Source organism: Rhizobacter sp. P3_B12 (assembly GCF_056402895.1).
The window spans coordinates 1-9943 of record NZ_JBFUGN010000133.1; the positions used below are offsets into that span (position 1 = coordinate 1).

Genomic DNA, 9943 nt, shown 5'->3' on the forward strand with positions numbered 1-9943 from the left:
GCCCACGCCCTTCTGCTTCGCGAAATTGGCGACGGTGGTCGCGTCGGCCGGCGTGAAGATCTCTTCCGCGACGTCGTTCTGGCCGATCATCGGCGTGATGCCGATCATGGCCCACAGCTGCGCGTCGGTCTTCGACGGGTACACGCCCTTCAGCTGGTTGAAGGTCGACTGCGCGGCCGAGACGGCCAGATCGCCCATCTTCTTGCCGCCGCTGTAATAGGTGCCGTAGTCCATCGCCATGATGTTGACCATCGACACCGTGACGCCGGCACTCGCCGCGCCCTTGATCAGCTCCAGCGCCTTGGGCGGCAGGCCGCCCGGCTCGGAGTTGGTGCGGAACGGATCCACCGGCAGCGTGAACGAGGTGTACAGGTCCGGGTAGATCGCCTGCAGCTGCTTGATCGCCGCGTTGCGCACGCCGTTCAGGCGCGTGTCGCCGAGCTGGCCGCCTTCGATGTCGAAGTCGAGCATGCGGGTGCCGTGCGTGTCGATCAGCTTGCGGATCAACGCGACCAGGTCGTTGGTCGAGCAGACCGATTCGAGGTAGGTGCCGCTCGCGCCGCCGAAGGACAGGATCACCTTGCCGCCGCCGTCGATGTACGACTTGACGTCGGCCTTGATGGACGCGTTGTTCAGCGTGTTCTCCATGCCGCCGCTGAGCGTGCAGCCGCCGCCGGAGATGCCGAACGCGATCGTCATGCCGTCCATGCCGGCGCGCGATTTCGCCTCCGTCAGGTTCTTGAACTTGTAGGCGGTGCTGCCGAAGCCCCAGCCGAAGAAGTACGGCGCGACGATCGTGCCCGCATGGGCTGCCGACGTTGCGGCCACACCGGCGGCGAGCGCGAGCGCGCTCAGCTTGAATCTGTTCATGGTTCCCAACCCTCTCGCGGCCTGGGCGCGTTGCTGCGCACGGCCCTGCCTGTTGATTCGATCTCGCGTCGACGTACTGCGCGGGCCTTCGCGAGGGCCTTGCTGTGTTCGCGTTTCGTCAATGTGGAAACGCTTCCACAAGACCAATTGAATCACCCCGAGTCGTCAGACAAACGCGGGTAAACCCTTGCGGAATGCCACGATAAGGTGTCGAGTTGTGTGCAAAGTTGCAGCCTTTCCTGCATTCATCGGGTGCACACGAAGGAATCCATTCGCAAACGCGATGGAGACAGGGAACATCTGGTATTGATTTGGTCTCGTGACGAAACCGGCAGCTGCCCGCCGCAAAACCCGATGGTTTCAGAACACGGTGCCGTCGCTCTCGATCACGAGCGGCGGGCCGCCATCGCGCAACTCGCGAGCGATGGCGCGGCCTGCAGCCCAGGTGCCGCCTTCGAGGATGCAGGCGAGCGGCATCCCGGTGACGGTCTGGCCGAGGCGGTGGCGCACCAGCGGCGCCAGCTCGTCGATCAGCGCGACGGTGAGCGCCCGCCATTCGACGATCGCCTCGTCACCCGTTGTATGACGACGCTGCGAGAAGCCGGCATCGCGCGGCACGATGACGCCGCTGTCGAGCAGCAGCCCGCCGTTGCGGTATTCGGGCAGGCCGGTGAGGCCGTCGAGCTGGGTGACCGGCACGCCGGCCCATTCGAAGGGTTCGAGCAGCGAGTAGCACAGCCACTGGCTGAGCTTGTGGAACGGCACCCAGCCAGCGCTCGCCCCCTGGCCGCCGGCGAACGGGTGGCGCCAGCAGTCGCCGAGCGGCACGCCGTCGAGCTCGTTGCCGGCCAGCCAGATGCCGCTCAGCGTGTCGAGCAGCGCCTGCAGCAGCTGCGGGGCCGTCAGCGGCGCCTGGTGCGACTTCAGCGCGAGCCGGTCGAACAGCGCGCCGGGCCGGCCCTCGGCACCGAAGCTCGCATGCTGCACCTGCATCGCCTCGCCGAGCCGCCGCAACAGCAGCGTGCGGCCGTCGAGGCCGACCAGCGGGTTGTCGGCGCGCACCTGGAACATCGCGGCGAGCGTGTCGGCATCGAGCCGCGCCAACCCCGCCGCATCCACGCGCAGCGGCTGCGATGGATCGCTCGAGAACAGCCCCTGCATGAAGCCGCGGAAGCTGGCCACGCCCAGGCCCTCGGAGCGGCTGAAGGTCTGCCCGCTTTCGGCTTCGGCATAGCGCCAGCCGGCGCCGGCGCCGGCATCGAGCAGCACGCTGACCACCGTGAGGTCGATGCGCGCACGGGCCTGCGCGGCGGCGTCGAGCCCGGCGAGCCGCGCATCGAGTTCGGCCTTGCGATCGACGCCGCCGGCCTCGAAGTGGCGCCAGCGGCTGTGGTACGGGATGCGCAGCTCGGGGTAGTTCTGCCGCGTGACCTGCTCGACGCGCTGCGCCGCGTCGGCCAGCTTCGTGTGATCGAGCGTGAAGTGGTCGGAGCGGCCTTCGCCGACGGCGCGCGTGATGTTGACGCAGCGCTCGCGGATGGTTGCGGCCTGCCGCAGCTCGGCAACGGCGGGGCTAGACAAGGCCGCGCCCCTTGGTGGCCGCGAGCTTGATGTCGTCGGGCACGCTGCCGTCGGTGAAGTAGCCGGCGGCGATCTTGGCCTCGATCTCGACGCGCGCATCGGCCGGCACGAGTTCATCAGGGATCTTGATGCGTTCGCCGACGGCGATGCCGCTTTCGGTGATCGCGTCGTACTTGTCGTTGCTCATGCTGACGAGGCGGTGGATCTTCTGCACGCCCAGCCAGTGCAGCACGTCGGGCATCAGCTCCTGGAAGCGCATGTCCTGCACGCCGGCGACGCATTCGGTGCGCAGGAAGTACTTGTCGGCGCTGTCGCCGCCGACCTGCCGCTTGCGCGCGTTGTAGACCAGGAACTTGGTGACCTCGCCGAGCGCGCGCCCCTCCTTGCGGCTGTAGGCGATCAGGCCGACACCGCCATGCTGCGCGCCGCGGATGCATTCCTCGATGGCATGCGTGAGGTAGGGTCGGCAGGTGCAGATGTCGGAGCCGAACACGTCGGAGCCGTTGCATTCGTCGTGCACGCGGGCGGTGAGCGTGACGGCCGGGTCGGCGAGGTCGCGCGGGTTGCCGAAGATGTAGAGCGTCTGCCCGCCGATCGGCGGCAGGAAGACCTCGATGTCGCTGCGCGTGACGAGCTCGGGGTACATGCCGCCGGTCTCCTCGAACAGGTGGCGGCGCAGGTCGCCCTCGCTGACGTTGAAGCGCTTCGCGACACCCGGCAGCCACCACACCGGCTCGATCGCGACCTTGGTGACGACGGCCGAGCTGTCGGCCAGCAGCACGCGGCCGTCGACCTGCAGGCGCTGGAAGGCGAGCGCCTGCCGCACCTCGGGCAGGTGGATGTGCGCCTGGGTGACCGCGATGGTCGGGCGGATGTCGTAGCCCAGCGCGATGGGCTCGGCGAACACGTCGGCGACCGACGCGCCCCAGGGGTCGATCGAGACCATCTTCGTGGCGTCGCACCACTGCGGGTACGGGCCGATCAGGTCGGTGGGCGCGGTGTTGGTGAGATCGGCGCGGTGGCCCTTCTTCAGGTTGCCGGCAGCCAGGGCCAGCGCGCGGTACACGCCGTACGAGCCGCTGTGCGTGCCGATCACGTTGCGCTGGCTGCGGTTGGTGGTGGTGCCGACGACCGGGCCGCGCTCGGCCGCGGTGGCGGCGCCCCAGCGGATGGCCGGCGCGCCGGACGGCCCCTGCTGGCCGGGGTGGGAGGTCAGGCGGATGTGCTGGGCCACTCGGGGCTCGCTGCCGGGCTCTTGACTCATCGCGGACGCTCCTGCGGAAGACAGTGGTCGATGGGCCGAGGATACGACGTCGGGCGGCGCACTGGAACTTGCTGGAAAGGCGCGTTACTCAGCTGGTCTTGCCACCAAGCAGTTGCCCTCCATGCGCGGACTCCTCCCATCCCGGAAATTCATCCAGAACACGCGGCTCGGCAAGACGAACAAGCCGCCGCAACCCTCGAAGCTGGAAACACTGCGTCAACTCTCGCTCCCGCCGTTGGAGACGCTCGATGCATCCGGCCTGCCTGACGGCTGCGTCAAAGCCTTCTTCGTCGATGGTGCAGTGCCCACCGGATCCCGGGCGCAGGCCGAGCTTTCCCGCTTTTGCCTGAAGAACCGGCAAGGCCTCGCATTGGCATGGCTGTACTCGAGGTTTGAAGACATCGCACCGGAAAGGCAACAATCGCTTCAGCTCGCTCACACCGACAACGTCCGCCCGGGGCTGAACGAAAAGGACACGACGTTTCTGGCGAAATGGCTCACGGAATGGCTTGATTCGCTCCCGCTGCTGCGCTCGGTCGACCTGAGCAACAACAGCATCGGCAAGCAAGGCGCCAAGGCCCTCGCCGAACTGCTGAAAACCAACCGACCCTTGCACCACCTGAAGGTCAGCAACTGCCAGCTGTCGTCTCAGAGCACCGAGAAGATCGCAACGGCTGTGGTCCACAACACGAGCCTGCTGTCTCTCGACATCTCGTCCAACGCCTGCGATGCTCCCGGTGCCGTGGCCCTCGGTCGGATCGTGGTGGAAAACAAGACGTTRGAGGCCTTGGATGTCTCGCACATGCACTTGCCCGAGGACCTCTCTCACAGCGAGTTCATCAAGCCGATCGCAGCCGGAATTGAAACGAATACGCGCCTTCGCCATTTCGGCTGCGCCCGCATTTCGATGAGCGATGAACTGATCCGTGCCATTCAGTCCAACAACTCACTCACTTCGATCAACCTGAATTGCACGACAGGTGCAGGGCGTCGCACCTCCGATGCGCTGCTCAAAGCACTGGGCGATCACCTGTCGCTGAAGCGAGTCCACTTCTGTCACAACAGTCTTCGGAAAGCCAACCCGGAGACCCTTTGCAAGTTGATCCGGAAGCCAGGCCTCGAAATGATCGACCTGTCCCACTGCGCACTGCACAACGACGCATGGAAAGAGCTGCTCACCGCACTGCGCGAGAGCCAGTCCATGCGACACATCGACCTCTCCGGCAACCACATGAAGGGGCAAGGGAAAGCCATCGCCGCCCTGCTCGACGGCAACGACAAGCTGAGGTCCGTCCGACTGGCCGACACCAAGCTATTGGCCGACGACGTTGATGCCATCGAGCGCGCCGTGGACCACAACCACAGCTTGCGGAAACTGGACCTTTCGAGAAACGACGCCTTCCCGAAGCGACAAGACAGGCCCTTGCAGGCGCGCCTGCTGTTGAACAGGCGCTCGCATCGCGCGAAATTGAACAACGCAGCCAACGCGCTTCACATGCTTGTGAACCGAGAGAACTCTCATCACGTTCCTCCCGACCTCACCCAGGAGATTGTCTGGTTCCTCGGAGCGATGGGTCCGAAGGGCATTGCCTCTCTTGACCAACTCACGGCGACTGTCGGTCGACTGCCGGCCCTCAAACCATCGGAGTGAGGCTTCGGCAGGGCGGATCAAGGCAGCTTCGGCCGATGCACCGCATCCGGCGCCGCGATCCACGCCTGCAGCTCCGCCACCCGCGCATGCTTCGGCGCCAGCCCCACGAAGGTCGTGTACGCCTTCAGCGCCTTCGCATCATCGCCCGCCTGCAACTGCGCATCGCCGAGGTTCAGGTAGGCCAGCGCCCGGCTGCCATCCATCTCGATCGCGCGCTCGAACCAGCGCGCCGCCTCGGCCGGCTTGCCGCGCTTGAAGTAGACGAAGCCGAGGTTGTTGGCCGCCAGCGCGAACACCGGCTGCAGTTTCAGCGCCTCGGTGAACGCCGCCTCGGCCTCGTCGTAGCGGCGCTCGCGGTACAGCGCGAGGCCCCGGTCGTTGGCGCGCTGCGCGGCCACGCGCGGCGCCACCGGCGCGGCGGCCGGCGTCGAGAGCTTCACGTCGCCACCTTCCAGGTTCTTCACGACGACCTGCACGTCCTTCGCGGTGCCCTTGCCGGCACCGGCCTGCAGCGCCGCCGTCTTCGCATCGTCGAGCCGCTTGTTCAGCTGGCTCGCCTCGGCGTCGAGCTGCGGCGAATCGCCGCTCAAGGCTTCGCGGTCGGCAGCCACCGTGAACACGAATTCACCGCCCTCCGAGCCCGGCAGGCTGCCGAAGGCCGGGGTCTGGCGCGCGATCGCCGACACCGCGGGCGCCACGTAGGCGGCCAGCTCGGTGGCAGTGATCACGCTGTCGTCGTTCAGGTCGGCCTTGCCGTTCAGCGCCTGCAGCAAGGTCCAGGTGAACACCGAATGGCCGCCCGGCCCGTCATCGGCGACCTGCTGGTCGACACCGCCGGCGGTCAGCATCTGCCGGCCCAGGCGGCGTGCGTTGTCCCTCAGGAAGCTGTCGGTCTTCGGCGCGCCGCCGCCGCGCGTCAGCCCGAGGCCGGAGTAGCAGGCGTCGATCAGGAACAGCACATGCTTCGCCGGGGTGGCTTCGGCCACCTCCTGCAACTGCGGCATCGAGATCGCATCCGAGGCGAAATCCGCCTGCGTCGCGTCCACCGGAATCAGGTAGCCCACGTCGCGGCCACTGGCCAGCTTGCGCGTGCCGCCGTGGCCGGCATAGAACACCAGCACACGGTCGTCGCGCTTGAGCTTCTTCGGGTCCGCCAGCTTGTCGTTCAGCACGCGCAGGATGTTGGTGCGCGTCGCCTCGCCGTCGTACAGCGCGGTCACGTTCTCCGGCTTGAAGCCGAAGCGCGCCACCAGCGTCTCCTGCACCGCGCGCGCATCGCGCACCGCATGGTGCAGCTGCGGCCACTTCGTGTACTGGTCGATGCCGATCACCAGCGCATGGCTGTCGCGGTACAGCGTGCCGGCATCCCCGGCCGGCGCCGCATCGGGTGCGGCCTTGCGCGGCGCGTTGACGACGAACCTGCCGTCGCGCCAGGTCGCGAAACGGTAGCCGTCGGCGCTCAGCTGGTCGAGCACCAGCGGCAGCGCCTGCACGGTGCGGCCCTGGATGTCGTGGAACAGGATCACGCCGCGGCCGGCGCGCTCCACCTCGCTCAGCACGCGCTCGGCGATGCTCTTGGGCACCGGGTCGGCCCAGTCCATCGAGTCGACGTTCCACATCATCGAGCGCAGCTTCAGCGCCTCGACGGTGCTCAGCGCGCCCTCGGTGCGCGCGCCGTACGGAAAGCGGAACAGCGACGACGGCTGGCGTCCGGTCGCGTCGAGCAGCGCCTCGGTCTGGGTGGTTTCGGTGCGCACCGCGTCGTCGCTCAGCCTGGCCATCACGCTGTGCGTGAAGCTGTGGTCGGCGAGCTGGTGGCCGGCCTGCAGCACCCGCTTCGCGACCGCGCCGTTCGGGCCCAGCTTCGCGTGGCCCTGCGCATCGACGGTGCCGAGGTTGCGGCCGAGGTTGAAGAAGATCGCCGGCGCGTCGTAGCGCTTCAGGATGTCGAGGATGTCGTCGGTGTACTTCGGGTGCGGGCCGTCGTCGAAGGTCAGCACCACGGTCTTCGGCGGCAGCGAACCGCCGAAGATCTCGCGCGAATCGGCCTCTTCGGCGGCGCCGGATTTCGTCGAGGCCGCGGTGTACGGCACGATGGTCGCGTAGTCCTTCAGGATCTGCTCGCGGTTGTAGAGCTTCGACAGCTTGGCGACGTAGTCGGCCCACTTCTCGCGCTGCAGCTCGATGCCGCGCTTGGCGAAGCGGCCGAACACGTCCTTCAGCTCGCGGTCGTAGGCCTGCTCCACCTCGGCGAGCACGGCCAGGTCTTCATTGGCACGGCGCGCGAGCTTCAGGCCGGCGATCGACTGCGACTGCGCGTACTGCGCCGCGAGGCGGGTCAGGAATTCCTTGAAGGCGAGGCGATCGGCGTCGAACCAGCCGGGCTCGCTCTCGATGCGGTCGAGCAGGGCTTCGAGCGCCGGCAGCGTCGCGGGGTTGGCCGTGTCGGCCGCGGCGACAGCGAGCGCATCGACACGCTCCTGCAGGTCATGGAACAGCAACTGCCCGACAGCCCCGACCGCGCGGCGCTCGGCCGGCTTCAGCCCGCGCTCGCCGGTCATCAGCACGATCATCTGGCGGTGCGCGGCGAGCACGCCGTCGGCGCGTTGCTGGAGTTGGGCGGTGAGGGCCGCGGCAGCCGATGCGGCGGTGATCGCCGGAGGGATCGCGGCGGATGACGCAGCAGCCGAAGCGACCGGCGATGCGGGCGATGCCGGCGCCGTGTGGCGATCACAGCCTGCCACGACGAACAGCACCGCGGCGAGGACGGTGACGCTGGAACGAGCGGAGGTGAAGACGGTCATCGGGTGCGATCGCTGAACCATTGGCGGGCCGATGTTACTCACTGCGCTCATGCAACCAATGGCGGGAGAAATTGCGATGAAAGGACTCAACCTCGGCAATGTCAAACGTGCCGCGCTCAACGTGGTGTCACCGAGAAAGCGGGAGCCAGAGGCCGTGGCTGCCGAGGCATTGTTGAAGATGGAAGAGCCACCGCTCGACAGAAAAGTCGCGCAGGCACTGACAAACTGCGGACATGGGGGCTTTGTCGATGGTCGGCAGCTCGCTGGCCTGACAACGGTGGCGTTGGGTGAAATCGGCCGCCTGCTCGCCAAGCACCGTCAAGGTAACGCCCTGGCGTGGTTGTATCTCCGCCGCCAGCGTGACCAGGTCGGAGGCGCCAAGACCTTGCACCTGAACGTACGGCCCGCGTCCAGCGAGTTCCTGCCTGAAGACAAAGACCGGCTCACCGGCAAGGACGTCAAATTCATCGGCCAGTGGTTGCAAGCGTGGAAACCAGCCCTCGAGACGCTGATAGCCATCGATCTTTCAGGCCACGCGATCGATGAATCGGGCTTGAAGCACCTCGACGAGATCCTGCCCGGCATCGAGCGGCTGAACCTTCGGGGGAATATCTTCCACGACAAGATCAGCAACTCCTTTTACCGGGCACTCGCGCAAGCGGCCGACCTGAAAGAGGCGGATCTCTCCGTCAAGGGCGTGAACTGGGAGAAACTCTGCAAGGCGCTGCAGTCATCGGAGTTGCGCAAGCTCGTGATCAGCAGGGAAGACGGCAAGACGGGACACCAGGCCGAGATCTGGTCTCACTGCCATCTGCTGCTGGGCAGCCAACACATCCAGCACCTGGACCTGTCAGGGCAGCAACTTTTCGAGCCGACGGCAACCCTCACTACCGCACTCAAGAAGAACTTGTCCCTGACGCAGCTCATCCTGCGCGGTTGCTTCACCCGCGCGGCTGCATGCCTGGACTTCATCGCTGCCATCGGATCTCACGACACCCTGCAAGTCGCAAACCTCGCCGGGCTGCCCCTGAACGAGTGTTGCAGCAAACTGGCGGCGCGTTTGCTGTCAACTCAATGCAGCCTGCATACCCTCGATCTGTCGCTGATCCGACCCGAAATGTTCGGAGAAAGACCTCTTGAAACGGACCCGGAGTACCGGGGGCTTTTCACACACTTCCCGAAGAACACAACACTCCGTTCCGTGAACATCGCCGGGCATCCGCTCAACGTGGCGACCCAGGAGGCGCTTGTGAAGGCGTTGGAGACATCGCAGCTGCAAAGCCTCGACGCCCGGGGCTGCGGCGTCAGCGTGAAGCTCCTCAGTGAAGCCATCTTGAAGAGCCACTCACTCATTGAAGTGCACGCGGAAGGTCTCGATGACTGCGAGGCCGCCCCGTCGATTCGCGAGAGATTCGAACTCAACTTGCCCGAGATCAAGTCGGCAGGACACAGCCTCCAACTCTTGTCGCCTGTGGCGCTGCCTGCAGAGCTGGCTCTCAGCATTGCCTTGTGGAACTTGAAAAAAAACAATGATCCGACCGACCTCCAGAAGCTCGCTGCGGCCGGGCGCTGGTTGCCACCTCAATCATCGAGCAGAACTTGACGGATCGACCCGGCAGCTCCCCGCGGAGCGCCCCGCCTAAAATCGCAGCTTTCCGCCCGCCCGCTCCGCCATGAACCTCTCCGCCCTCTCCGCCCTGTCCCCGCTCGACGGCCGCTATGCCGCCAAGGTCGCCGCCTTGCGCCCGCTGCTCAGCGAGTACGGCCTGATGC

The 9943-nt window shown here is 66.4% G+C and carries 6 protein-coding genes; 2 read left to right on the top strand and 4 right to left on the bottom strand.

Annotation, left to right across the window (positions count from 1 at the left end; translation table 11 throughout):
* The 3 genes from AC1D01_RS09985 to AC1D01_RS09995 form a co-directional block, all read right to left on the bottom strand.
* A partial coding sequence (locus AC1D01_RS09985; protein WP_477865886.1) for a chitinase occupies positions 1-870 on the bottom strand: 870 nt, incomplete at its 3' end.
* 360 nt (positions 871-1230) lie between these two features.
* Positions 1231-2451 carry a URC4/urg3 family protein gene (locus AC1D01_RS09990; protein ID WP_477865887.1) on the bottom strand — a complete coding sequence of 407 codons (1221 nt, stop codon included), beginning with the start codon at positions 2449-2451 and terminating at the stop codon, positions 1231-1233.
* Entirely contained in the window at positions 2444-3715 is a 1272-nt protein-coding gene (locus AC1D01_RS09995; RefSeq protein WP_477865888.1) for a GTP cyclohydrolase II, read from the bottom strand. Before AC1D01_RS09995 ends, AC1D01_RS09990 begins: the two co-directional genes overlap by 8 nt.
* A 121-nt stretch (positions 3716-3836) precedes the next feature.
* On the opposite strand from AC1D01_RS09995, the gene AC1D01_RS10000 reads away from it, so the two are divergent.
* Complete coding sequence (locus tag AC1D01_RS10000; RefSeq protein ID WP_477865889.1) at positions 3837-5366, top strand: leucine-rich repeat domain-containing protein; 1530 nt, start codon at positions 3837-3839, stop codon at positions 5364-5366.
* A gap of 17 nt (positions 5367-5383) precedes the next feature.
* Here AC1D01_RS10000 and AC1D01_RS10005 read toward each other — a convergent pair whose 3' ends face one another.
* On the bottom strand, positions 5384-8170 hold the full coding sequence (locus AC1D01_RS10005; RefSeq protein WP_477865890.1) for a polysaccharide deacetylase family protein: 2787 nt from the start codon (positions 8168-8170) through the stop codon (positions 5384-5386).
* 76 nt (positions 8171-8246) lie between these two features.
* Between AC1D01_RS10005 and AC1D01_RS10010 the strand changes: the two genes are divergently transcribed.
* Complete coding sequence (locus AC1D01_RS10010; protein ID WP_477865891.1) at positions 8247-9773, top strand: leucine-rich repeat domain-containing protein; 1527 nt, start codon at positions 8247-8249, stop codon at positions 9771-9773.
* The last annotated feature ends 170 nt before the right edge of the window (positions 9774-9943 follow it).

Coding starts and splice junctions, on each gene's coding strand:
- AC1D01_RS09995 (WP_477865888.1), bottom strand. CDS start 3,715: ATGAGTCAAGAGCCCGGCAGCGAGCCCCGAGTGGCCCAGCACATCCGC.
- AC1D01_RS10010 (WP_477865891.1), top strand. CDS start 8,247: ATGAAAGGACTCAACCTCGGCAATGTCAAACGTGCCGCGCTCAACGTG.
- AC1D01_RS10005 (WP_477865890.1), bottom strand. CDS start 8,170: ATGACCGTCTTCACCTCCGCTCGTTCCAGCGTCACCGTCCTCGCCGCG.